The organism is Xenorhabdus bakwenae, assembly GCF_030272115.1.
In the GTDB taxonomy this organism is placed as follows: Bacteria; Pseudomonadota; Gammaproteobacteria; order Enterobacterales; family Enterobacteriaceae; genus Xenorhabdus; species Xenorhabdus bakwenae.
The window spans coordinates 1,464,280-1,489,893 of the sequence record NZ_CP119194.1 but is presented as its reverse complement, the minus strand read 5'-3'; the positions used below and the strand labels follow the sequence as shown (position 1 = coordinate 1,489,893).

19 protein-coding genes and 1 pseudogene are annotated in these 25,614 nt (G+C 41.7%); 11 read left to right on the top strand and 9 right to left on the bottom strand.

Going from position 1 to position 25,614, the window contains the following annotated elements; all coding sequences use genetic code 11:
- Positions 1–66: 66 nt before the first annotated feature.
- Positions 67–1,281 (bottom strand): nicotinate phosphoribosyltransferase, encoded by a 1,215-nt coding sequence (gene pncB / locus PXH59_RS07935; protein ID WP_285811126.1) that lies wholly within the window; start codon positions 1,279–1,281, stop codon positions 67–69.
- A gap of 325 nt (positions 1,282–1,606) precedes the next feature.
- On the opposite strand from pncB, the gene pepN reads away from it, so the two are divergent.
- From pepN to PXH59_RS07915, 4 genes are all read left to right on the top strand, one after another.
- A complete protein-coding gene (gene pepN, locus PXH59_RS07930) occupies positions 1,607–4,225 on the top strand; it encodes an aminopeptidase N (RefSeq protein WP_285811124.1) in 2,619 nt (872 codons plus the stop codon).
- Positions 4,226–4,484: 259 nt separating this feature from the next.
- Complete coding sequence (pyrD, locus tag PXH59_RS07925; RefSeq protein WP_285811123.1) at positions 4,485–5,495, top strand: quinone-dependent dihydroorotate dehydrogenase; 1,011 nt, start codon at positions 4,485–4,487, stop codon at positions 5,493–5,495.
- A 159-nt stretch (positions 5,496–5,654) separates the two neighbouring features.
- Positions 5,655–6,206, top strand: a complete 552-nt coding sequence (locus PXH59_RS07920) for a cell division protein ZapC (RefSeq protein ID WP_285811122.1) — start codon at positions 5,655–5,657, stop codon at positions 6,204–6,206.
- 612 nt (positions 6,207–6,818) lie between these two features.
- On the top strand, positions 6,819–7,232 hold the full coding sequence (locus PXH59_RS07915) for a glycine-rich domain-containing protein (RefSeq protein ID WP_285811121.1): 414 nt from the start codon (positions 6,819–6,821) through the stop codon (positions 7,230–7,232).
- A 351-nt stretch (positions 7,233–7,583) separates the two neighbouring features.
- Here the strand turns inward: PXH59_RS07915 and PXH59_RS07910 are convergent, their stop codons facing one another.
- Positions 7,584–8,696: a YcbX family protein gene (locus PXH59_RS07910; protein WP_285811119.1), complete on the bottom strand. Its 1,113-nt coding sequence runs from the start codon at positions 8,694–8,696 to the stop codon at positions 7,584–7,586.
- Between the two features lie 138 nt (positions 8,697–8,834).
- Here PXH59_RS07910 and rlmKL point away from each other — a divergent pair, with 138 nt between their 5' ends.
- The 5 genes and pseudogenes from rlmKL (at position 8,835) to pqiC (ending at position 16,460) form a co-directional block, all read left to right on the top strand.
- Positions 8,835–10,970, top strand: a complete 2,136-nt coding sequence (gene rlmKL, locus PXH59_RS07905; protein ID WP_285811118.1) for a bifunctional 23S rRNA (guanine(2069)-N(7))-methyltransferase RlmK/23S rRNA (guanine(2445)-N(2))-methyltransferase RlmL — start codon at positions 8,835–8,837, stop codon at positions 10,968–10,970.
- Between the two features lie 4 nt (positions 10,971–10,974).
- On the top strand, positions 10,975–12,885 hold the full coding sequence (locus PXH59_RS07900; protein ID WP_285811116.1) for an ABC transporter ATP-binding protein: 1,911 nt from the start codon (positions 10,975–10,977) through the stop codon (positions 12,883–12,885).
- A gap of 49 nt (positions 12,886–12,934) precedes the next feature.
- Positions 12,935–14,204: pseudogene (gene pqiA / locus PXH59_RS07895) on the top strand (membrane integrity-associated transporter subunit PqiA).
- 1 nt (position 14,205) lies between these two features.
- Positions 14,206–15,855, top strand: a complete 1,650-nt coding sequence (gene pqiB, locus PXH59_RS07890) for an intermembrane transport protein PqiB (RefSeq protein WP_434223351.1) — start codon at positions 14,206–14,208, stop codon at positions 15,853–15,855.
- Positions 15,855–16,460 carry a membrane integrity-associated transporter subunit PqiC gene (gene pqiC / locus PXH59_RS07885; protein WP_285811112.1) on the top strand — a complete coding sequence of 202 codons (606 nt, stop codon included), beginning with the start codon at positions 15,855–15,857 and terminating at the stop codon, positions 16,458–16,460. Before pqiB ends, pqiC begins: the two co-directional genes overlap by 1 nt.
- 110 nt (positions 16,461–16,570) lie before the next feature.
- On the opposite strand, the gene fabA is transcribed toward pqiC, so the two are convergent.
- Positions 16,571–17,089, bottom strand: a complete 519-nt coding sequence (gene fabA, locus PXH59_RS07880) for a bifunctional 3-hydroxydecanoyl-ACP dehydratase/trans-2-decenoyl-ACP isomerase (RefSeq protein WP_047768084.1) — start codon at positions 17,087–17,089, stop codon at positions 16,571–16,573.
- 85 nt (positions 17,090–17,174) lie between these two features.
- Positions 17,175–18,905 carry an AAA family ATPase gene (locus PXH59_RS07875; RefSeq protein WP_285811110.1) on the bottom strand — a complete coding sequence of 577 codons (1,731 nt, stop codon included), beginning with the start codon at positions 18,903–18,905 and terminating at the stop codon, positions 17,175–17,177.
- 207 nt (positions 18,906–19,112) lie between these two features.
- On the opposite strand from PXH59_RS07875, the gene matP reads away from it, so the two are divergent.
- Positions 19,113–19,562, top strand: a complete 450-nt coding sequence (gene matP, locus PXH59_RS07870; RefSeq protein ID WP_285811109.1) for a macrodomain Ter protein MatP — start codon at positions 19,113–19,115, stop codon at positions 19,560–19,562.
- A gap of 64 nt (positions 19,563–19,626) precedes the next feature.
- Here the strand turns inward: matP and ompA are convergent, their stop codons facing one another.
- Positions 19,627–20,745, bottom strand: coding sequence for a porin OmpA (ompA, locus tag PXH59_RS07865; protein ID WP_285811107.1), 1,119 nt, complete (start codon positions 20,743–20,745; stop codon positions 19,627–19,629).
- Between the two features lie 356 nt (positions 20,746–21,101).
- Positions 21,102–21,752 (bottom strand): SOS-induced cell division inhibitor SulA, encoded by a 651-nt coding sequence (sulA, locus tag PXH59_RS07860; protein ID WP_434223350.1) that lies wholly within the window; start codon positions 21,750–21,752, stop codon positions 21,102–21,104.
- A 164-nt stretch (positions 21,753–21,916) separates the two neighbouring features.
- On the opposite strand from sulA, the gene PXH59_RS07855 reads away from it, so the two are divergent.
- Positions 21,917–22,540: a TfoX/Sxy family DNA transformation protein gene (locus PXH59_RS07855; RefSeq protein WP_047768092.1), complete on the top strand. Its 624-nt coding sequence runs from the start codon at positions 21,917–21,919 to the stop codon at positions 22,538–22,540.
- A gap of 47 nt (positions 22,541–22,587) precedes the next feature.
- On the opposite strand, the gene PXH59_RS07850 is transcribed toward PXH59_RS07855, so the two are convergent.
- The 3 genes from PXH59_RS07850 to PXH59_RS07840 form a co-directional block, all read right to left on the bottom strand.
- The gene (locus PXH59_RS07850; RefSeq protein ID WP_083446784.1) at positions 22,588–23,115 is read right to left on the bottom strand and encodes a nucleoside 2-deoxyribosyltransferase; all 528 of its coding nucleotides are present in this window, start codon (positions 23,113–23,115) and stop codon (positions 22,588–22,590) included.
- A 242-nt stretch (positions 23,116–23,357) separates the two neighbouring features.
- On the bottom strand, positions 23,358–24,518 hold the full coding sequence (locus tag PXH59_RS07845) for a hypothetical protein (RefSeq protein ID WP_285811104.1): 1,161 nt from the start codon (positions 24,516–24,518) through the stop codon (positions 23,358–23,360).
- A 9-nt stretch (positions 24,519–24,527) separates the two neighbouring features.
- Entirely contained in the window at positions 24,528–25,613 is a 1,086-nt protein-coding gene (locus PXH59_RS07840) for a GNAT family N-acetyltransferase (RefSeq protein WP_053014215.1), read from the bottom strand.
- Position 25,614 lies beyond the last annotated feature (1 nt).

Sequence of the window (25,614 nt, the reverse complement as noted above, 5' to 3'; positions counted from 1 at the left end):
TTTTATTTGCGTAACCTGCATGAAGCCGGTTACGCAAAAGATAATCAGACAGGTTATGCCGTTTTTCTATACCACTTTCTCTATATAGGGAATGTCGAACGCCCGACGTAACCTGTTGACAAACTCATCATCTTCACAGATGGTTTTTCCGGGGCTATCCGACAGTTTTGCCACGGGTTTACCATTGCATTCAACCAATTTGATAACAATATTCAGTGGCTTTATGCCCGGAATATTACAAGTCAGCCGTGTGCCAATGCCGAAAACAACATTAACTCTCTTATGGAAATGGTGATACAGCGCCAGTGCTTTTTGCAGATCCAAACTGTCAGAGAACACCAGGGTTTTCGTCTTTGGATCGATACCCAATGATTGGTAATGTGCTATGGCCTTTTCACCCCATTCAATGGGATCACCTGAGTCATGACGCAGACCTTGGTAGGCTGTTGCTAATGGTTTGTCAAAATCTCGCAGAAAAGCATCCATGGTAATACAGTCAGTCAGGGCGATGCCTAACTGGTTTGGATACTCATTCAGCCAGGTTTGGAGTGCTGCTCTCTGGCTATTGGCAAGTTCCGGGCTAATTTGTTGGTGGGCCTGAAACCATTCATGGGCCTGTGTACCGAGAGGCGGAAGATCAAGCTGTTCTGCCAGTTGATAATTACTGGTTCCAATCAAATAAGGAAAACTATTTTTCAGCTCATTGATAATGGCATACTGCACTGCGTGTGAAAAACGACGGCGAGTACCAAAATCCATTAATTTAAAACCGGATAGGTCGATATTTTTTTCCGCAGCGTCTTTATAAAACAGCTCTACCAGTTTTCTCAGCTGAATAACGGCATCTTCCGGCGTTATTTCAGGTGAGTGATGACGATGAACCAATTCGCTGATCAGGGCAAGCAGAGGCACTTCCCACAAGATAACTTCGTGCCATAAACCGGAAATGCGGATGGCTAATTGCCCTTCATGGGTAACAGAAACTTCGACTTGTTCAGGATTAAAGCGGAATGTTTTGCACCAGTTCAGGTAATCCTCTTTGAAGAACGGAAGGCGAGAAAGATAATCGACTTCGTATTCTGTCAATGTTAAGTCTGCCATCATGTCAATTTGATGACGTAATGGCTCGGCGTATTCTCCGAGCCGTTCATCACCACGGCAACGAAATTCTGCAACAACAGGAATATTGTTGTAATGGTGGTACACTGCTTGCTGCATGTGAAACTTATAGGCATCTGTATCAAGCAGTGATTTGATAATCGGGGTAGCGTCTAAAGTCATGGCGCGTCAGGCATCCTCGCGGAGCATATTCGTGTCAGCTAAATCGATAAAGTCGGGAGAGTATACCGTGATTATTGGGTTATTAAAGCCATATAACTGCATATATTTTCCCGAATCTAAAGATTAAGGTTAATCCATTTAGAGATAATATCATGTTAAATGAGATATGAGATGACAATTAGCACGAAAGTACTAATATGCTGACACATTATTTATACCTTTATTTAATAAGTTATTAACATCTAAAAAAGAGACTTATTGATTGAAAGGAAAGTTTCTCTATGGCAGCGTTTATGCTTGTTAAAAATAATGGAAAAGGTTCCCTATGACACAACAGCGACTCGTTAAACACCGTCTGGATTATAAAACACCAGATTACACAATTACTCACATTGATCTCGATTTTGAACTGGATGCTGAAAAAACAACGGTGACGGCAATCAGTCAGGTAAAACGTCAGGTCAATGGCATGACCCCACTGGTTTTGGATGGAGAAAATCTCACGTTAAAAGGCATCTATATCGATGATAAAGCGTGGGAGCATTATCAGGAACAGGATGGAAAGCTGCGGATTGAACAACTTCCAGCCCGGTTTATTCTGAAAATTGTGAATGAAATTAATCCGGCAGCAAATACCGCCCTTGAAGGGTTGTATGTATCTGGCGATGCTTTGTGTACCCAGTGTGAGTCCGAAGGATTCCGGCACATCACGTATTATTTGGATCGTCCAGATGTTCTGGCGTGTTTTACTACTCGCGTTACTGCGGATAAATCCAGATATCCATTCCTGCTTTCCAATGGTAACCGTATTGAACAAGGGGAGCTGGCAGACGGGCGCCATTGGGTAAAATGGCAGGATCCATTCCCAAAACCGGCTTACTTGTTCGCATTGGTTGCAGGGGATTTTGATGTCCTGCGTGACACGTTTGTGACCCGCAGTGGCCGTGAGGTTGCACTGGAGCTATTTGTTGATCGAGGTAACCTGGATCGTGCTGACTGGGCCATGACATCGTTGAAAAATTCGATGAAATGGGATGAAACCCGCTTTGGTCTGGAGTATGACCTTGATATCTATATGATCGTCGCTGTTGATTTCTTTAATATGGGAGCGATGGAGAACAAGGGATTGAACATCTTCAATTCCAAATATGTTCTGGCAAAAACGGAAACGGCGACCGATGAAGACTATCTCGCCATTGAAGCGGTGATCGGGCATGAATATTTCCATAACTGGACCGGAAACCGCATTACCTGTCGTGACTGGTTCCAGTTAAGCCTGAAAGAGGGGCTGACAGTATTCCGTGATCAGGAATTCAGCTCTGATCTGGGTTCACGTTCGGTTAACCGTATCAAGAATGTGCGTGTTATGCGTTCTGCACAATTTGCCGAAGATGCCGGCCCTATGGCTCACCCTATCCGTCCTGATCAGGTGATGGAAATGAATAACTTCTATACGTTGACCGTCTATGAAAAAGGCGCAGAAGTGATTCGGATGATCCACACTTTATTGGGTGAAGAACAATTTCAGGCGGGTATGCAGCTTTATATCCATCGTCATGATGGTAGCGCGGCTACCTGTGATGATTTTGTCCAGGCGATGGAAGACGCTTCAAACGTCGATTTGACTCTCTTCCGTCGTTGGTATAGCCAATCCGGGACACCGGTGCTGACTGTCCGTGATGAATACGATGCAGAAAAGCAACAATATATTTTGCATGTCAGTCAAATGACATCACCAACGGCAGATCAGAAAGAGAAACAAGCGCTGCACATTCCTCTGGATATTGAACTTTATGATGAACAAGGAAGAGTGATCCCGCTGCGTCGTAATGGTCAGCCTGTGCATCATGTTCTAAATGTTATTAATGCAGAACAATCATTTGTCTTTGATGAAGTTCCATCACGGCCAGTTCCTTCTTTATTGCGTGAGTTTTCAGCACCGGTGAAATTGGATTATCCATACAGTGATGAGCAGCTTTCATTTTTAATGAAACATGCGCGTAATGAGTTTTCCCGTTGGGATGCAGCGCAGACATTGCTAACCAACTATGTGAAGCTGAATGTTGCCCGTCACCAAAAATCTCTGCCACTGGAATTGCCAATGCATGTCATTGATGCTTTCCGTGCTGTATTGTTGGATAAAGAGATCGATCCGGCTCTGGCCGCATTGATCTTGACCCTGCCATCTGAAAATGAAGTGGCAGAACTATTTACGGTAGTAGATCCGAAAGCTATCCATGATGTCATTCGTGCCATGACAAAGACACTGGCTAATGAAATGGCGGATGAGTTTTCTGCGGTTTATCACAGTCTCCAGACAGGGGCATACCGTGTAGAGCATAAGGATATTGCAAAACGTGACTTGCGTAATACCAGCCTCTATTATCTGGCCTTTATTGATACCAAAGAGTTGGCCGATAAATTAGTGGCGGCGCAATATTATCACGCTGATAACATGACTGACAGTATCGCTGCCTTATCTGCGGCTGTATCAGCTGAATTGCCTTGCAGTTATCAATTAATGGATGAATTTGATCAGCGTTGGCATCAGAATGGCTTGGTTATGGATAAATGGTTCAGGCTGCAAGCAACTAACCCAGCCTTCGATGTGCTTGAGAAAGTGCGTGGTTTGATGAAACATCGTTCTTTCAGTTTGAGCAATCCAAACCGTGTTTATTCACTGCTGAGAATATTCTTTAGCAAAAATGCCGTCGCTTTCCATGCTGACGATGGCCGTGGTTATCAATTCTTGGTGGAAGTGCTAACCGAACTGAATAACCTAAATCCGCAAGTCGCATCACATTTGATTGATCCATTGATTCGTCTGAAACGTTACGATGAGAAACGTCAGGCTTTGATGCGTGCGGCATTGGAGCAGTTGAAAGACATAGAGAATTTATCTGGTGATTTGTTCGAAAAGATTACCAAGGCGCTTGAAAGTTAATATGTAACATATTCTTTCGATCATTGCCGGAAATGAGATTGCTAACAAACCCCGTTGTTGTTTTAAACGGGGTTTGTTTTTGCCTGCCCGCTGATTATAGAGAGGGCTTTTTTTGTTGACTCATATAATGGTAAATTAACGCTCTCTTCCTGCTACAACAACGCAGCAATTATATATGTATGAGATTGCGTATAATTCAAAATGTACCACTGACAATTCTCACGTAAAAACAATCATAAAGAACAATAGGTTAATTTAAATGTATTACTCTCTAGTACGGAAGGCATTGTTCCAGCTTGATCCTGAACAGGCACATGAGCTGACTTTCCGCCAACTCAAACGTGTTGCCGGTACTCCTTTCGAATTTCTTATCCGCCAGTCAGTTGCCACTAAGCCCGTTACTTGTATGGGATTGTCCTTCAAAAATCCACTGGGTTTAGCCGCGGGTCTTGATAAAAACGGTGATTGCATTGATGCATTTGGAGCAATGGGTTTTGGGTTTGTTGAAGTTGGTACAGTAACGCCGCGCCCGCAAGCTGGAAATGATAAGCCAAGATTATTCCGGGTGATTGAAGCGGAAGGGATCATCAACCGGATGGGGTTTAATAACCTTGGGGTAGATAATCTGGTTGAGAATGTTAAACGCGCAAAATATGACGGAATTATCGGGATCAATATCGGTAAAAATAAAGATACGCCGGTCGAAAATGGAAAAGATGATTATTTAATTTGCATGGATAAAGTTTATCCACATGCAGGTTATATCACTATCAATATTTCTTCTCCTAATACGCCTGGCTTGAGGACACTACAGTACGGTGATGCACTGGATGATCTCCTCTCTGCGATTAAAAATAAGCAAACTGAACTACAACAAAAATTCCAAAAGTATGTTCCGGTTGCTGTTAAAATCTCTCCCGATCTTACAGAAGAAGAATTAATAAAAATTGCTGATAGTTTAATACGCCATCATATTGATGGGGTGATTGCAACAAATACCACATTAGATAGGAATATTATCGCGGGATTAAATCATTGCCAGCAAGCAGGGGGATTGAGTGGACGCCCTGTGCAGTTGCGTAGCACAGAGATTATCCGTCGTCTTGCTCAAGAATTAAAAGGTGACATACCGATTATTGGTGTCGGTGGAATTGATTCACTTGTTGCTGCCAGAGAAAAAATGGAAGCCGGTGCTTCATTAATTCAGATATATTCCGGTTTTATCTATAAAGGGCCAAAACTCATCAAAGATATTGTTAATCATATCTGAATATTTGCTGCAATTTGAGGGTGGGGGTTTATTTCTGCCCTCAACTCGTCTATATTTTGTCTTATAGATTAAAGTTTATCATTTTTTTTAAAATTCTTATTTCGCTGGTAATGCTTATTTTTAACCAAAAAAGCTATTTTGAGCATAAAAGGGTAATCAATGAAAATTAGACCTGATGATCAGTGGCGCTGGTATTTTGATCCTGAGCATAGTCGTGTCATGCTTGATCTCGCTAATGGCATGGTTTTTCGTTCTTGTTTCCCGGCCAAAATATTGACTGATTATGCTGTTGCAATGAAAGAAATGTCATTCTCAGTCGATGATGCTGCGCTTTTTTACACTTTTGAAGAGCATTTGCGTCGTATCAATATGGCGCCTGCGTTTAGCGCTGAATTAGCGCTGAACGGGGTGGTTGCGTTACGTTTTATGAAACCACAAATGCCTAAGAGCTGGTATTTTTCCCATTTTTCTTTGGCAGAGCAACCAGAACACGGTGAAATCATTCAGCTTAAATTACAGGATAGCGGTACTGAGGCGCTGTTCATGGTCGCAGAAGTGGGTGACAATGCCAGCTTGTGTCTACTGGCCCAACAAAAGTTAGAGATGCCTGGTCGTGTCATGAATTTCTGTGATCCCATTAAGGTCATGAATGATCGCATCATGCCCTATGTCGAGCCAACTCAGTCATCGATATATGATAGGGCAATTTAGTGTCGTTAGGCTGTTGAGTCGAAAGAGCGGGAACAGTCAAAACGGGTTTACTTGCACTTTATAGAAAATCAGGCATTATCAAAGAGATATTCATTGGTTACTGTTTTGTTAGTGAGTTTATTGAGGATAATGCGGTGTTTTATTAAATTTCATTTTAAATGATAATATCATTATATTATTTTAAAAACACGCAAATAAAAACCAAAAAAAAGTATAAAATCTAATAATGGCATGATTTAAAAATTAAAATACAAAAAAACGCTGAATATTCATTTTTTATTATTCTATATTTATACTCTTTAGTTATACTTCATTTGTCATTTATATTTTTGTTATATTGAATATTAAATTGACATTGAAAAACTAATTAACAGAGGTGAATGTTATGAAAACAGAACGTAAAATGGCTAAACCATCAGCCTGTGAAGTTAAAGAACGTAAAATGGCCAAACCATCAGCATGTGAAGTTAAAGACTAAACCATAAATATGTAATAGTCCTATTTTGTTTTGGTTAGCAGTAGATAATGTTTAAATTTGTAAATACTTGCAGGGATAGAATTAATTTCCGTTCCTGCTTTATTATTTAATAAGTAAAAAAGAGAATTGTTAAAATGACTAAAGAAGAATTTTTCGAAAAAGTAAAAAGTGTTGATTTTGAAAGTATCATAAAGAGGATTACACAAGAAAACCCTAATATAGCTAGGGTATGGACAGAAGAAGGTGCACGTGATGCTGTGGAACAGTATAAAAAATTTATGTTTCTTATCTATAAATATAACAAGGAAGGAAGAGATCTTATTCCATCTATTGAAATAGATGAAATATGGCATCATCATATTTTAGATACTATAAATTATAAAAAAGACTGTGAAAATATTTATGGCTATTTCATTCATCATTCTCCATCCTCTGGAGCAAGAGTTTCGGCAGCGGATGCATTAGAAACATTTGATGAACGTTTTATGAAAACTCAACAATTTTATTTCGAAGAGTTTGGTGAATATATGTATGAGGTGGATTTTTAAAAATAAATGTAAGGTCGATCACTGTTATAAATTTTTTATTTAAAAATCATGGATGATCAGAGTCACGGATATTTACTAATAATGCAGGGAAATATTCACACTGTCCTCATATTGTAGGTCAATGCATGCAAAAAAGCAGCATTCACTAATTATCATCATATTAAGATATAATTTTAAATAGTAAAAATCAGACAGGTGACTTACTTATACTGCCTGATTTAAATGCAAATATTATCATTATTTACTCGATAAACTTCAAGTTGCAATCCGCAAGATGCGCGTTATATTTCCCCGCTGTGCGTGGAAATATAACGCGCATCTTGAAGTGGGATTGGTATATGTTATTAATATTTAATTTAATTCAATAACTAAATCATTTTGAGGTATACAGCTACATGCCAGAATTTTTCCATTATCCTTAATGGAAGTTGATTTTAGTGGCAATACATCCCCTTTAATCAGGGATACCTTACAGGAGCCACAAATTCCGGCACGACATGAATAAGGAATTTGAATACCTTGATCTTCGAGTTGTTCTAAAATAATTTGCTGATTATTGCCAATAAAACGTTGTCCATTGAATTCAATAGCAACGGACTGTTGAGCTTCTTCCTTTACAGGCAAATCGGCCGCGTGTTCACCACTACCATATTCGCGTGGCGTTCTCTTTTCCAAAATGGTGACGCGATCCCCAACTCGGATAATGCCGCTATTACGGGCAATGGCATTCTGCCCAAAATCAACCGCACCATTTTCTTTGGCTGTTCTGAAAGACTGTAGTGTAGCCAGTGGCTCACTCTGCGGATTTTTACGGCCTTTTTCCGGGCTGACTGTTGTCAAAATACAGCGACTGCACGGTTTTGGCAGATCGAAAACAATATCGCCAATTTGGATGGTTTGCCAGCTATCTTCTTCAAAAGGGGTTGCACCTGTGACAAGGATATTGGCACGGAATTGCTCCAATTTAATACTGGCAGGGCAGCGTTGCTGTAAGGCATGAAAAGAGGCTTCATTGATAATTAAATAGGGAAAACCATCTGCGAATGATAAAGAAATATCGGGGAATTTCTTGACCCGTCGTGTTAGTTCCTCACTGAGCCAGCGTAATTGTACAGGTTTATTAAAGAAGCCACTGAGCCAACTATTCACCCTCTCAGGAGCGACTAACGCGGTAAAATGATTTCCCCAAACTTCAGTGGGGAGGCGCTCCTCTTTAAAATCATCGTAAAGTACAGTGGCGCTTTCTCCGTTTGGTGCCTGCAAGTACAGACCGTTATGGAGCATAGCTGGAGTAAATAGCAGCATCTGTGGATGTTGGCGGGCAGTAATAAAAGTCCCCTCTGTGGTGGTGATCATAAAGTTGCGATCAAACATCAGGCCACTTTCATTGACGAGAGAATGAGAGAATTGTAATCCACGCATGGATTTGACGGGGTAGGTATAGAGGCGCGACAAAGTTAACATCCATTATCTCCCAAATATTTTTATCTTTGCCAAAGTATTTTTATCTTTATTGTGTCAGCAACTTTAGGACATGTCGAAGGTATTGGCTATAATGTGCCACAATTTTTTTGGTGGTGAACTTTTGTGGTGATTAATAAGATGAACTCTCTCTTTGCCAGCACGGCACGTGGACTGGAAGAACTGTTAAAGAACGAACTGGAAATCCTGGGAGCGCAATCCTGTAGGATTGCCCAGGGTGGGGTTCATTTTCAGGGTGATGATCGGATGATGTATAAAAGTTTGCTGTGGAGCAGACTGGCATCCCGTATCATGATGCCACTTAACGAATTTAAAGTTTATAGTGATTTGGATCTGTATCTTGGTGTCCAGTCCATTGACTGGAGCGAGATTTTCTCAGTTGACAGTACGTTTTCTGTTCATTTCAACGGCACGAATGAGGAGATCAGAAATACACAATATGGCGCATTGAAAGTAAAAGACGCGATTGTCGACAGTTTTATGCGCAAAATAAAACAACGTCCTGATGTTGCTAAACAACAACCTGATGTCCGTATTCAGGTTTTCCTGAATAAAGAGAAAGCCACCGTGTCACTCGATTTGAGTGGCGATAGCCTGCATATCCGTGGCTACCGTGATCTGGCTGGACAAGCACCACTGAAAGAGAACCTTGCTGCCGCGATTATTTTACGTTCTGGTTGGAATGCAGGAACGCCAATGGTTGACCCAATGTGTGGCTCAGGAACGTTGCTGATAGAAGCGGCCATGATGGCGGCAGATTGCGCCCCCGGCTTGTATCGTAAGCATTGGGGATTCACATCATGGTTGCAATTCAATGAAACAATCTGGCGTGAAGTGACTACAGAAGCACAGGTCCGTTTCCGTAAGGGGCTACAGGAAACGACTTCCCGCTTTTTTGGCATAGATATTGATCGTCGTGTCATGGATATGGCACGTTCAAATGCACGTAGGGCCGGGGTGTCCCAATTGATCCAGTTCCAGCAGGGAGATGCCAGTAAACTGGAAAACCCTCTGCCGGAAGGAGCAGAGGGCACGGTATTAAGCAACCCGCCTTATGGAGAACGTCTTGAAAGTGAACCTGCACTGATCGCGCTGCACAGTGTATTGGGTCGCGTGATGAAAGCCCGTTTCCCTGGCTGGCGTTTATCACTGTTTAGTGCTTCGCCTGAATTGTTGGGTTGTTTGCAATTACGCGCAGAGCGTGAATTTAAGGCTAAAAATGGCCCTCTGGATTGTATCCAGAAGAATTATTTCATCCAGAAAAGTGAACAGCTAACGGATAAACCTCAGTCACTGGATATCGGTATCGCGGAAGATTATGCTAACCGTCTGCGTAAAAATGAGAAAAAAATCAGTAAATGGGCCAAGCAGCAGGGTATTGATTGTTATCGTTTATATGATGCGGATTTACCTGAATACAATGTTGCTGTTGATCGCTATGCCGATAAAATCGTTGTGCAAGAATACGCGCCCCCGAAATCTGTGGAGGTCAATAAAGCCCGTCAACGCCTGTTTGATGTGATCAGTGCAACAATGAATGTGCTCGGCTTATCATCCAACCAACTGATCCTGAAAACGCGCCAACGTCAGAAAGGCAAAAGCCAGTATGAAAAAATGGCTGAGAAGCAAGAATTCTTTTTGGTCAACGAGTATGGTGCGAAATTCTGGGTTAACCTGACTGATTATTTAGATACGGGATTATTCCTTGATCACCGTATCGCGCGCAAAAAACTGGGTGAGATGAGCCGGGGCAAGGATTTCCTTAACTTATTTGCCTATACCGGTTCGGCGACAGTTCATGCAGGATTGGGGGGCGCACGTTCGACAACTACGGTCGATATGTCTCGCACTTATCTTGAATGGGCAGAGAAAAACTTACAGGCTAATGGCTTAACCGGGCATCAGCACCGCTTGATTCAGGCTGATTGCTTAGGATGGTTAGCTCAGACCCGTGAACAATTTGATGTTATCTTTATTGATCCTCCAACATTCTCTAACTCCAAGCGAATGGAAAACACGTTTGACGTTCAGCGTGATCACATCGAATTAATGAAACAATTAAAACGTCTGTTACGTCCGGGTGGAACCTTAATGTTCTCCAATAATAAACGGGGTTTTAAAATGGATTTTGCTGAATTAAATAAGCTAGGTCTGGTTGCAAACGAAATAACAGAAAAGACTTTATCTCAGGATTTTACCCGTAATAATCAGATCCATAACTGCTGGTTGCTGCATCACGTTGGCGAGGGCAAATAACATTATGTCATTGATTAATTTATCCGGTGCTTGGTTATCATTCAGTGATGCGCCGCTGTTGGATAATGCTGAACTGCATATCGAAGAAAACGATAGAGTCTGTCTGGTTGGGCGCAATGGTGCGGGAAAATCCACATTGTTGCGTGTGTTGGCAAAAGAACAACCATTGGATGATGGCCTGGTGATTTATGAACAAGATCTGATTGTTGCGCGCTTACAGCAAGATCCTCCCCGTGACATAGAAGGTACGGTATTTGATTTTGTTGCGGAAGGGGTAAAAGAGCAGGCTGAATACATCAAAGCGTACCATAATGTTTTGCGTTTGGTAGAAACCGATCCTAGCGAGAAAAATCTCAACCATCTGGCTGAGTTGCAGGAAGTGCTAGATATCCATGGCCTATGGACATTGGATAGCCGGATTAGCGACGTATTAAAACAACTCTCCTTGCCAGCAGAAGCGAAGCTCGCTTCATTGTCTGGTGGTTGGTTGCGTAAGGCGGCATTGGGCAGGGCGCTGGTTTGCTCTCCAAAAGTGCTGTTTCTTGATGAACCAACCAACCATCTTGATATTGATACTATTGAATGGCTGGAGAATTTCCTGAAAGACTTCAATGGCAGCCTTGTCTTCATTTCCCATGACCGCTCATTCATTCGCAACATGGCGACACGTATTGTTGATCTGGATCGCGGAAAGCTGACCTCATGGCCGGGAAATTACGATAAATATCTTGATGGAAAAGAAGAGGCGCTGCGGGTTGAAGAGTTGCAGAATGCCGAATTTGACAAAAAACTGGCGCAGGAAGAAGTTTGGATCCGTCAGGGTATTAAAGCACGGCGTACCCGTAATGAAGGCCGGGTAAGGGCATTGAAAGCATTACGTGTGGAACATGCTGAACGCCGCAATGTTATGGGAACGGCGAGAATGCAGGTCGAAGAAGCGACACGTTCCGGTAAGATTGTGTTTGAAATGGAAAATGTGAATTACCAGACTGGTAGTAAAACATTAGTCAAAAATTTTTCGGCTAAAGTCCAACGTGGTGACAAAATTGCGTTAGTGGGACCAAACGGCTGCGGTAAAACGACATTATTGAAATTAATGTTAGGCGATTTGTCAGCAGATAGCGGGCGTATTCATTGTGGGACCAAACTTGAAGTGGCTTATTTTGATCAGCATCGTGCCGCACTGGACCCGGATAAGACCGTTATGGATAACCTCGCTGAAGGTAAGCAGGAAGTCATGGTTAATGGACGTTCCCGTCATGTATTGGGTTATTTGCAGGATTTCCTGTTCCATCCCAAACGCGCGATGACCCCTGTACGCGCGTTGTCTGGTGGTGAGCGCAATCGCTTATTGCTGGCTCGTCTATTCTTGAAACCAAGTAACTTGCTTATTCTTGATGAGCCGACCAATGACCTTGATGTTGAAACATTGGAGTTACTTGAAGAATTAGTTGATAGCTATACCGGAACCGTGATTTTGGTCAGCCATGACCGCCAATTTGTTGATAATTCAGTCACTGAATGCTGGATTTTTGAAGGCAACGGTGAAATCAACAATTATACGGGGGGATATTACGATGCCCAGCAGCAACAGGCACAAACAGTTTCCCTGCGCCAGGCTTCGGAGAAAATAGTTAGTGCTGAAAACAAGGCAGTTAAGCCGAAACAATCACCTAAACGAACAAACAATAAGCTAAGTTACCATTTACTGCGTGAATTAGAACAACTACCATTATTATTAGAGAAATTAGAAGAAGAGATAAATAAATTGCAATCTCAGGTCAGTGACCCGGAGTTCTTCAATCAACCACATGAAATTACGCAAAATGTTCTGAATGAACTGGCAAATAAAGAACAAGAATTGGAAAAAGCGTTTGATCGCTGGCAGGAATTGGAAATGATGAAAAATGGATAATAGCTGCCGCATAAAAGAAACTTGGGGTTTTTGCTAAAGGAGAAACACTTTGTGTTCCAATAACCACCAGCACGATAAGCTGGTTCTTTGTCCCCAGTGTGACATGCTGGTGGCTGTGCCTGATTTGGAACAAGGGAAAAAGGCGGTTTGTCCACGGTGTCATGCGTTACTGACAGCAAAATGGCGAGAGCCACGCAATCAACCAACAGGCTATGCATTAAGCGCATTAATCATGCTTTTTCTCGCTTGCCTGTTTCCTTTTGTTAGCATGAGTGTGGCGGGGATTGTGAGTGAAATAAAGTTGACTCAGATCCCCCAAGTGATGTTCAACGAAGACTACTCCAGCATGGCTGCGCTTTTTTTGGTCTTCGTTCAGCTTGTGCCGACATTTTGTATGGTTGCCATCATCCTCTTATGTCAGAACGCTAAAATGGCGCGCCGCTTGAAAATAGAGTTGGCGCGCATTCTGTTTAAGATGAAGACATGGTGCATGGCAGAAATCTTCCTGGCGGGCGTGTTAGTCAGCTTTGTTAAACTTATAGCACATGGTGAAATCAGTATCGGTCTGAGTTTTTTCCCTTACTGCTTGTTTTGTCTGTTTCAGGTCAGGGCATTTCAGTGCCTTGACAGGCATTGGTTTTGGAATGAAATTGCTCCGGCGCCTAAAATTTGCCATACCTTGCAGGCAGGAAAGCCCGGCCTGGTGCAAGGTGTCAGGCTTTGCCAAAGTTGTACCGCCATCTTGCCCGCCCAACAATCCCGGTGCCCGCGATGCCATACCAAAGGGGGGGGCACGCCGCCGCAATAGCCTTCAGTGCACAATGGCACTCCTGATAACATCAGCCATACTTTATATTCCAGCGAATATTTTACCTATCATGGTGACTCAGGCACTGGGACAGCAAATTAATTCCACCATTCTGGAAGGCATTATTTTGCTTTGGGGTTCTGGCTCATATCCTGTTGCAATGGTTATTTTTATTGCCAGTATCATGATACCTTTATTGAAAATGCTGGCTATTGGTTGGTTATGCTGGGATGCAAAAAGTCAGACAAGCCATGACTCAGAAAAGATGAATTTTATTTATGAAATGGTGGAGTTTGTTGGGCGTTGGTCAATGATTGATGTATTTGTTATTGCCGTCCTATCCGCGTTGGTTCGAATGGGGCAACTGATGAGTATTTATCCTGCCCTGGGCGCGGTCCTGTTTGCCCTGGTTGTTATTTTGACGATGTTTGCATCAATCATGTTCGATCCGCGTTTAACCTGGGACAAAGCCAATCGTAAATTTGAGCGACATAAGAATGAGGAGTTATAAGGTGACGGATAAAGAAGAAGATCTGACTCAGGCCAGAATTCGTAAACTTAAGAGTTGGTCACCTGTATGGATCGTACCAATTATCACTGTGCTGATTGGGGCTTGGATACTGTTTTACCATTTCAGTCATCAGGGACCGGAAGTCACATTGATTACGTCTAATGCTGAAGGTATTGAGGCAGGTAAAACTAAAATTAAAAGCCGCAGTGTTGACGTTGGTGTTGTCGAAAACGTGTCTTTGAGCGAAAACTTGGGGCAAGTTATTATTAAAGCCCGTCTAAATGATGGAATGAGTCGCTTGTTACGTACAGATACAGCTTTCTGGGTTGTGAAACCTCAGATTGGCCGTGAAGGTGTTTCTGGTCTGAGTACATTACTGTCCGGTGTTTTTATCGAATTACAGCCCGGCACACAAGGCGAAGAAGAAAGCCGCTTTTCATTGCTTGATGCCCCCCCGCTAGCTTCCCCTGATGCAAAAGGTATTCGTCTGATCCTGACCAGTGAAAAAGCAGGACGATTAACGCTCGGAGATCCAGTGCTATTTCGGGGATATCGTGTGGGTTCAGTTGAGGCCGGCACTTTTGATCCAACATCCCGATTGGTTCGTTACCAAATTTTCGTTAAATCACCTTATGACGCTTTACTGACTACAAATGTCAGATTCTGGAAAGACAGCGGTGTCACATTTGATATGTCATCACAAGGTATACGGGTTGAAGTTACTTCATTATCGACTTTGTTTGGCGGTGGTGTGAGTTTTGATGTACCAAAAGGTTGGGAACTGGGTAATTCAGTGAAGGAAAAAGAGGTCTTTAGACTCTACGATAGCGAGAAAAGTATCCAAAACGCCCTGTATGCAGAACATACAGACTTTTTACTGTTTTTCTCTGATTCTGTGCGTGGCTTACAGCCGGGAGCGCCTGTCGAGTTCCGTGGTATTCGAGTAGGAACGGTAGCAAGAGTGCCTTTTTATAGTGAAGATATTAAGCAGCGCATCGACAATGACTTCCGTATTCCTGTATTGATTCATGTAGAGCCTGGACGATTTGTGAAAGAGTTAGGTAATGGATTCAACACAGATAACGAATTGAAGGAAACTATTGCCAGAGGGTTGAGAGCTACTTTGAAACCGGGCAATTTACTCACAGGTGCGTTGTTTATTGATCTGGACTTTTTCACTAATGAGAAACCCTGGAAAGGCCCATATGAAATCTCAGGTTATAAGATTTTGCCTACAGTAAGTAGTGGCTTGGCGCAAATTCAACAAAAAGTCATTACGGTGCTGGATAAGATCAACAATATGCCGATTGAACCGGTGCTTATTCAGGCAACACAGACGCTTAAAGAAAGTCAAACAGCAATCAAAACAGCGCAGAAAACAATGGATGAATTAAATCGCGTTCTTGCAAGTAAGGAAGCACAGGAATTGCCTAAAGATATACAAAATACATTAAATGAGTTGAACCGCAGTATGCAGGGGATCCAGCCAGGCTCACCCGCTTATAGTCAGCTGATGGATAATATGCAACAGTTGGAGCAGGTATTACGTGAATTACAACCTGTTTTAAAGACGCTCAATAACAAGAGTAATGCATTGGTATTTGAAGCTGAAGCGATAAAAGATCCTGAACCCAAAAAGGCACCTGACTGATGAAAAAATTGATTTCAAAATTGGCATTTTTTATTTCCGCCAGTATGTTTATTGTTGGAAGTGGGTTGATTGCAGGATGCAGCGATAGCCAGCCACAAAAAACATATTATCAGTTACCGGTCCTGGCTAACTTGGTATCGCAGGAAGGTAAATTAGGGGCTAAACATGAACGGCAGTTGTGGATAAAAAGGGTTAACCTGGCTGACTACCTTGCCGCTCCAGGAATTGTGTATCAGACAGGGGAGGTGAGCTATATCAATGCATCGAACCATTTATGGGCTAGCCCATTGCAGCAACAGTTACAACAAGTATTGATTTCAGAACTGAGCGCAGCATTTCCATATCGTTTGGTTTCTCAGCAGGAATTAGAAAAAGACGCAGATGCGCTGGATATCACGATAACTGCTTTTCACGGGCGCTATGATGGTCAGGTATTGATTGAAGGCTATTGGATATTGTCTAACCCAGACAGCGTGATAAGGCGGTCATTCAGTCTTAAGTTGAAGCAGGAAAAAGATGGCTACGCTGAATTAGTGCTTACATTAGCTAAGGGTTACAGCCAGTTAGGAAAATCTATTGCCCGGCAACTCTCTTTGCAACGTTAACCGAGTATGCATAGGGGGATGGTGCCAGGCGCAAAAAGATCGTATGTGGGTTAATCAAAAAGCCGAAGCACCTCCGTAGTCGCGGAGGTGCTCAGAGAGGCTATCATTCATTAAAAGGCACTAGTATCCTTAAACAAGCCTACTTTCAAATCAGTTGCAGTATAAATCAGTTTGCCATCGACCAGAACTTCACCATCAGCCAGGCCCATAATTAATTTGCGATTAATGACACGCTTGAGATTAATGCGATAGGTCACTTTTTTGGCTGTTGGTAATACCTGCCCCGTAAATTTGACTTCCCCAACGCCGAGTGCACGGCCTTTACCTTCTCCACCGATCCAGCCCAGGAAGAAACCGACAAGCTGCCACATGGCATCAAGGCCAAGGCAGCCGGGCATGACAGGATCATTAACAAAATGACAATCGAAAAACCACAGCTCAGGGTTAATATCGAGTTCAGCCTCGATATACCCCTTATTGTAAATCCCGCCGGTTTCTGTCATTTTCGTGACGCGATCCATCATCAGCATATTGCCAGAAGGCAGTGGTGGCCCATTTTCACCAAACAATTTACCCTGCCCAGAGGCTTGAAGTTCTTCTTTCGTGTAGGACTCTTGTTTTTTAAACATATTCACAGATAGCCTTATAATCGTGTAGGGCTAGAGAGTAGCGTACACTTGTACGCTCAACAACTCCGATCAGATAGTGATGGAGTTAATCTAGCCAGCGGAGAAACCAGGGAAGCCGGGGTCGTTCTTGAATATTAGCTTGTGCAATGCGTTCACATATCATAGCTAACAAGTGTTCTTTTTGTGGATCATAATAAGGGATCCCCGTTAACAATGACACAGCCTCAGAAACATGCTCAACTGGCCAAATATGAAATTGCTCATTTTTTACCGCATCAATAACACCTTGATTTAGGCACAAATGTTGAACATTTGTGGTTGGAATAATGACACCCTGACGACCGGTTAACCCCCGGTAGTGACATATACGGAAGAAGCTCTCAATTTTTTCATTAACGCCACCAATAGGTTGGACATAACCAAATTGATCTATGGCACCAGTAACGGCAATTTGCTGGTCAATAGGTTGTTGTGACAAGGCGCTGATAAGGGCACACAATTCGGCGAGTGAAGCACTGTCTCCATCCACTTCACTATAGGATTGTTCAAATACAATCGAAGCAGAGAACGGTAGTGGTTGATCTAATTTCAATTCAGAAATTAAATAAGCCTGCATGATCATCATGCCTTTTGCATGAATATTGCCGCCTAATTCAACCTTGCGTTCTACATCGATAAATTCCCCATCTCCTAAGTGTGCAACACAACTGATACGGGAAGGTTCACCCATTGGTTCAGGATGGCCAGGATATTCGAGTACGGATAGCCCATTGATTTGGCCGATAACTGAGCCTTGCGTGTGAATCAATATCTGGCCTTTCAGAATTTCATCTATGCTGCGTTCAGCCAAATAACCATGACGCCAGGTACGATTATCTTCCGCTTGTTGCAGGGAATGTTTGGTGATCTGCTTTTCCTGCTGATAATTAGCTGCGGCTGCCAATTTTTGCTGTATCCATGGAAGATCCAGAGGTAACCGGAATTGATCTTCTGTGTAACGGGTAGCAAGTTTGATCAATTCAGGCCAGGCATCAGCACTTAATGGCGGCAAGTTTTGTTGCTGAATGATTCCACTAACGTACTGGCACCATATTGTGAGATCATCTTCTGCATGGAAAGGCATATCCAGCTCAAATTCGCCATACAATGCATTGCTTGTCAGCTCAGGTTCAATGGCCTGTAATTCTTCGAGACTGAGCCTGTCACCGACTAAAATCAGACGCAGATCCAATTCCATTGGCGGTATCGGCAATGGCAGGGAACGATTTTCATCGTGTGACAACCAGTCAAAACGGCGCTGAATAATCATCTGCTTGAGACGCACCCACATCAATGGCTGAGAAAGCAGGGTGCGCAGAGGCAAAATTAAAATACCACCATTGACTTGATGGATAAGGCCTGGTTGTAGTTGAAGTATTCCTTGGTGCGTATAGACATTGCCAAATAATTGCTCTGGCTCAATCCACTCACGGTAAGCAACTCGTTCAGTTGGCGCAAAAATACCTTCCCCTGAAGAGTGCAAGGTGATGGTTTGGTGCTCTATCTGGTAATAACCACCGATATTAGGGCAGCTCTCCGGCAGCAGGGAGGAAACAGTATTGGATAGAAGAGACAGATAAACATCACTTTCTTCTGCTTTCAGCAGCATAAAAGGTTGACGCAGGGAGGCCTGACAAAACAGGGATAACCCACTATGCAGCCTGGGTTGAGCCACATCCATTGTAATGGGGGACAATTCAGCGACAGAATTAAAGAGTGCCTGATAAGGCGCATTGTTTGGCTGTAATGCCTGCCAGTCTAGTTTTATATTCGTCAAGGTGATAGCTACATCATATAGTGAAAAGGGAATCATTTATTATACAAGATTAGGCAATGAACCAACATGCCAGAATTTTGAAAGAAACGACATTTGGGCCAGCGCTTTCATTGCTTGTAAGATATGCCAATATTCTGTGTTGTTATAGGCAATTTAAAGAAATAGTTGCTATGCTTGATTTAAGTTACGCTGTCACTGAGAGATGAAATGAAATATCAACAATTGGAAAATCTGGAATGTGGCTGGAAATGGGCTTATTTGGCAAAAAAACACCGTGAAGGTGAGCCGATTACTAAATACATTGAAAAAAGTGCAGCGCAAGATGCGGTCAATGAATTAATGCATTTAGAAAGCGAGCCAGTCAAGGTACTGAAATGGATTTCTTTACATATGAATCCAGATTTGTCTAACCGAATGAAGCAAACGATTAGGGCGCGACGTAAACGTCATTTTAATGCTGAACATCAACATTCGCGTAAGAAATCCATTGATTTGGATTTTCGTGTTTGGCAGCGGCTTTCAGCGCTATCCCGACGTCGTGGCAATACCCTGTCAGAAACCATCATACAGTTATTGGAAGATGCGGAATATCGGGAAAAGTATACTCACCAAATGTCGAGTTTGAAGCAGGATTTGGAAGCAATATTAGGGAAATAAGCCCACGATAGACAGATAAAAACCCCACTAAAATGGGGCTTTTATTGACTTGATGATAACGATATTACTGAACCACATTGGGTTGAGTGGTCACTTCAGTCGTGCCCTGAATATTGATATCTACACGACGATCTGGAGCCAGGCAGTCGATAAGTTTAGTGCGAACTTTAATTTTGTCACAGATAGAACCAGTAACAGGATTGTTCTTACCGCGACCTTCAGCCTGAATGCTATCTGCTGGGATGCCTTTAGCAACCAGATAATCTACGACGGACTGAGCACGTTTCTGAGATAATGGCAGGTTGTAATTTTGGCTGCCGATGCGGTCAGTGTAACCGAGTACCAGAACCTTGCCCTGCGTTGGGTCGATTTTAGCCAGTTCGTTATAAAGGTTGTCCAGTTCTTGTCTACCTTCTGCTTTCAGTGTTGATTTGTTGAAATTGAACAGAACATCAGAGCGCAGAGTAAAGCTCTTATTTTCAACGACAGGCGCTGGCACAACAGTAGGTGCTACTGGTGCAATGACTGGCGCAGCTTCATCCTGACCGAAACGGTAAGAAACGCCAACGCTCAACAGGCCGTTATCTGGACGGGCACCAACGGTAGTGGCATGACCGATATTGTTAACCCACTGGTAGTCCAAACGGGTTGCCAGATTTTTGGTCAATGCGTATTCGACGCCAATCGCGGCCAGAGGAGAAACACCTGTGTCGTCGTTTTTCAGTCTACGCTGATCTTTTTCACCCGTTCCAGCGATTGCATTGGCATTATAGGTTGCAGAAGAGTCTGCACGCCATATCATACCGCCAAGGCGAGTATAAACGTCCAGATTGTCCAGCACTGGGTAACTCAGTTTCGTGGTCAGTTGAATACCTTGGGCACGGAAAGCGCCATTATCGGTGCTGCCTTTATAAGCTATGCGACCTAACCAATCGTAACCCAGTTCAAAACCTAAGTATGGGGTTGCTTGGTAACCGACATAAGCACCCGCACCTAGCTGACTTTTATGGGTAGAGCCGTTACCAATCCGGTTATCATAACCATTACCGTAGAAATTTACGTCATGGTATTGAGACCAACCCAGTTTAGCACCGGTATACCAGGTGTTGTCCTTTGGAGCTGCTTGAGCAGCAGTTGCGAAAGCTGCTACTGCCACTGCTACTGCGATAGCTGTCTTTTTCATTTTACGCCTCGTTATCATCCAAATAGGCAATTGGCTTTAAAAGCCTTATTGTTAGCCACTGGTTAAAATGTTCTGTTAGGTAACTGTGCTTTTATCAGAAGATGTGTTCTGAAATATAAGAGCGGTAAGCACAACGCCCTAAACTGTGTAAAGTCTACAACGAAGTTAAAAAGTTACAAGTGCACTGTGACTCATGGCGCAAAAAATTAATTATTGACTGACAAAAAATAAGTATTTTTGACCAACATTTACAATGTTTACAGTATTAATATATTGATTTTCATTACAAACAATAATAACTATCAACGAATAGCTTAATTTTTCATAAAAAATATTGGGATTAATCCTAATTTAACTCAATGATAATAATCAGAATGAATTTGTAGCTTATTCGCTTGTGTAATAAATGGATGTGATAAATTTTGTGGTCGCATAATAAAACCGAGGGTAATACCCTTTTGAGCAGCGATTTGTAGCGTATTTAATTGATATTCTGATAACTCCGGCAACCAACCCAATACAACACTATAATTGCCGCTTGCCAACGCTTTTTCCATAGCACTAATTGAAGCAATAGGATGGATTTGGTTTAGTTGAACAATTTTATTTAAAGGAAGCCCGGCATCGATTAACCATTGGCGATTTAACCGCTTATTAGGATTTACCCAAAGTAACCATCGATTTTCTTTTCCAGACTGGTGCAATAAAGGAAGAAGAATGTGATTAATGACAGGCTGGTGTTCATTGTAAACCAGCTCACTGACCATGCCTTTTATCGTGTGTGAAGTGCATTGAAGTGGTTCCACAAAAGACACTCTTTTCATGGTCATCCCAACCACTTTTTTGTCTGTTTTATGTTCGTTCACGGTTGTGTTAGCAGCTGCTGTTGTTTTCTCAGTGAGATATGCCCACGCTGATCGAATGCTCATAATGTTCCCCGTCATAACAAGCTGTATATATATACAGTATAACGATATTTGATTAAAAGCAAGTCTCTTTTTTTTCAAAGCGCTTCGCAAAAATTTACAGAAATTAGGATTTTTATGCCTTAACGATTGGCAGTTGGAAATAGATTGCGTATGGTTTTAATTAATTGTTCTGGTTATCTATTTTATTAACAGAAGGCATGATCAAACATTACTTTGGAATGTGATTCATGGAGTGATAAAAAATGTTTTTATCTGGAGCTAGTTTTGTTCAATTGCAGCATGGTGTATCTTCACTGGGAAAGCTTAAGAAAAAATCTCAATTTGGCGGCATTGGATTGTTAATTGATGATGTTTTATTTGCCATCAGTTCTGATGGAGAGCTTTATTTACGAGGGAATAGTCACGCTGAGGTACTATTTAAAGCCAGGGGAATGGAAAAATTTATTTATTTAAAAAGAGGAATACCTGTGACTTTGCGGTATTACCGTGTTAATGAATCACTTTGGCAGGATCAAAAACAATTATTTGAGTATGTCAATTTAGCCTACCAATACACAATGAAAGAAATGATAAATAGGCAAAAAATACCTCTTAGGCTTAAAGATCTTCCTAATTTAGGGATCGCTTTAGAAAGGCAATTATGGAAAGTTGGTATTTCTAAAGTAGAAGAATTAAGAATATTGGGGGCAAAAGCAACTTACCTTAAACTCCAGCAGCATAGGAAAAAAACAAATGTCAGTTTGTTGCTTGCATTAGCAGGTGCAATAGAAGGGTGTCATGTTGCAGTATTACCAGAAAAATTACGTGACGAATTAATTAACTGGCACAGCGAGCTGGTCCACGATAATTCAGATAATCATCCATAATAAGTAAAATATAGTGAATAGGGGCGTTAGCCCCTACTATTTCCGTTTCATGCAACGGCTGAAGATTTTGGAGTAACTTTCTTTTCTATAATAGATTGAATTGTATGGCTTAATATAGCCGGGTCATAGACAAAATCATTCAGAGGGATATGATGAACATAAGCAATAGCAGACAGGCCTTTTAGTAAATGGCTGGCAGAGTTATCAAAGGGTTTTTCGGTGACTAATATGATTGGGCGTCTTAAGGCGGAAGCCCAACCCAATTCAATATGAGTACCATCTGTTCTCATTAGTTGTTTCTGTTGTGGACAGACAGGCAAAATGGCAACGAAAATGTCACATTGCTCCATCCATTGGCGATCCCGTTGGGAGACTTCTTCTGGAGTAAATAAGTGCGTTGTTCCGCCGAATTGTTCTGTACGATGGGCCGAAAAAACTTCTGCACCAAGTGATTCAAGATGGTGAATAGCAGATTTAATGTGAACTTGTAAATTAGTGTCTAATACCCTTAATTTCAATGCATGTTGGATAGGGCCACCAACAAATACTTTAACATCAGAAAATATTATGGACATAGAGCCGCCTCTTATGGAAATAAGTTTTAATATTTATACCAATCCAACTTCAAGATGCATGTTATATTTCCCCGATGCGTGGGGAAATATAATGCCTCGCATCGTCTTGCGGATTGCAACTTGAAGTTTATCGAGTATATGAATAGATGATAATAATTTATTTCTTTATACAGATATTAAAAATGATTATCGGAATAAATGATATTCTCATTGTTGTATTATATCTAAGTTATGATTGTGTATTATATTTTTTGATTGGATGCCCTATTTTCAATGTAATCAGCAATAATATCATCTGAATTATTTTGAAAAATGTCATGACAAGAATTAGTGTTGTTTTTTTCTTTTTCAAGAAATTGACTTATCTTATTTATGGCCCGTTTTCGTTCTTTAGGGTTATTAATGAATAAGTTATTGCATTTTTTAATTAATGCTAATCCGTCTTTCTCTGGTAGATATGGGGGGATATCAGGATAACCATATTCCGGTTGCCATAAGAAACCGTATTCCTGACGATAATAATTTTGTAGATACACAGCTAATTGTAATTGCTGACTATAGTTTTGTGGTGGTAAGAAAAAAACATCTTTATTGAGAGCGACGCATTCATAAAATGTTGTCAGACCAGGATTGGCTAATACCTTACGGGCACGGTGTAATTTTTGCAGAAAATCATGTCTTGAAAAACAGCCAATATGAATATGAGGATGCGTTTTGGCAAACATTTCTGCCAAATTTACGATAGTTTTACCTCCTCCTGCAATAGTAATGTTGGTTTCATTTTGCAGATAGGGAATAGACAATAACTCTTCGAGGAAATGATAATAAAAATCTGTGGTATCGGCGTAGACTGTATCAATACCACCAAGAGTAATTAATATCCCTTCTGGAGGATGATCATCCATTATGCATTGTTGCAGAGAATTGTGAAGAATTGGTGGAATAACTTGATAATCACCAAGCTTATCATGGAATCGCTCAATATTACGTTCTATTCCATGAAAGTCTTGAATAAATGTTTTTTCAGTTTTGTGCAGGTCAACATGAAGATCATCCCACATCCAAAATAGTGTGTCGATATAGATAATGGATGTATTAAGCGTTGAAACGAAATAAATCGAGTTAAGGTTAGTATTAATGATATACAAACTTGCACCAGAAATAAGCTCAGAATAGCGTGAAAGTTCTGTAACTGAAGTGGTATCACATTCATAAATTTCATCAAACAGGCCGGATTTCTCACCTAATTGAGAAGAAGTCAGTGTGCCTAATAAAATAAATTTAGTGTCCGGCGTTAATTTATTCCGACGCTTTAATCTCTCCACCACATTTAACGTGGTGGATATTGGGCCAAAACAGAAGGGATCGGCGTCAAAAATAATATATGGCATATTTTTTAACATATTGCTCTCTCATAAAGGAATATTTACATTTTCTATATCAAATTGTTTAGTATAGGGACAATATAAAAAGGTACTACCATGGAGGTTATTAAGATGTAATCGGCCAGAAAGATTGAGATTATTTGTCATTAAATGAGCTAAGAAAATATTGTGTAAATTTTGGTGGGAGATAATAATCCGCATAGAAGACATCGAGAGTTCATCGCCAATTTGCATAATAAAACGATGAATTCTATCAGCTGCGTCGGTCACTTGTTCTGAATCTTTGAAAGGGGAATCAAGGGGGGTATACAGTAACCGATAAGCATAATCTTCACCGTAGCGATGCGGAATATCTGCCAGTTTCAGGCCAATAAGCTCTTTTGGAAAGAATTCACAAAGTGCATCAGTTTCTTGTATTGAACAAGATTGATATGCTGAACTGAGTGCTCTGGCCGTTTCAAGCGCCCGACGTTGAGGTGAGGTATAAATATTTTGCCACGGCAGTTTCCCCAATATTCGTCTACCAATTTTTTCAGCCTGTTTGATTGATGTGGCATCAAGAGCGATCACATTATCTTCAGGGCAGTAATCGAGATGGTCAAGCGGGATAATTTGTCCATGTCTGATCCACAGTATCTTTAAGGGGGGGATGGGACCATTGTAGTGTATGCGTCCCTCTATTTGATGGCTTGAAAGTCCATGAGATTGCCAAAAAAAGGTGGCATTTTTTCCTGTATCTGTCTCCAGATGAACATGTGTGGCACCGTGGCGACGTCCCCATTGCAACATGGCATGCCATAATCCATAACCCAGTTTCTGGCGCTGATATTCATCCCTGATATAAAATTCAGCAATATTCAGGGTCACTTTCCCTTCCCGTTCAAGATACACATTGGCTAATCCCGCTAATTGCCCGGCATTTAGCAACAAAAACAGCCCCCTGTCACCTTGCAGGATGCGTTGTTCAAGGATAGTATGATTTTCCTTTGCAATCACCTCTTCTGGTTGATCCCCAAAGACTTCTGGCCAATGGCGTTGAAAATATTCTCCATAAAGATGAAGAAATGAATTCCACAAGGGAGATTGAGGGGTAACTTGTTTGAGTTCTAACATA